This is a genomic window from Curtobacterium pusillum (assembly GCF_013359865.1).
Lineage (GTDB): Bacteria > Actinomycetota > Actinomycetes > Actinomycetales > Microbacteriaceae > Curtobacterium > Curtobacterium pusillum.
Genome location: NZ_JABMCE010000001.1, coordinates 1 through 320 on the forward strand (window position 1 = coordinate 1; position 320 = coordinate 320).

Sequence of the window (320 nt, forward strand, 5' to 3'; positions counted from 1 at the left end):
CCACGAGCGCGGCGAGGACGAGCACGACGACGATCAGCACGCTGGGCCAGCGACGGCGCTTCCGGGGGGTCTCGGTGGCTGCGGACATGCGTCCCACCCTGCCAGGGCGGCCTGCGGCCCAGATGCAAGACACCGGTGTTCGTGCGTCACACCGCGGAATGCGGGTGTGTCACGCACGAACACCGGTGTTCAGCGAACCCGGCGGCGGCCCGGCGGCGGCCGGCGGCGGCCGGCGCTACATGCGGGACGGGGCCGTCACGCCGAGCAGGCCCAGGCCGTTGCGGACGACCTGGCCGGTGGCGTCGTTCAACCACAGGCGC

1 protein-coding gene is annotated in these 320 nt (G+C 74.1%); it reads right to left on the reverse strand.

Annotation, left to right across the window (positions count from 1 at the left end; genetic code table 11):
• Nucleotides 1–235: 235 nt before the first annotated feature.
• The coding region (locus tag HP507_RS18480) for a DALR anticodon-binding domain-containing protein (RefSeq protein WP_175349861.1) at nucleotides 236–320 on the reverse strand (85 nt) is incomplete at its 5' end.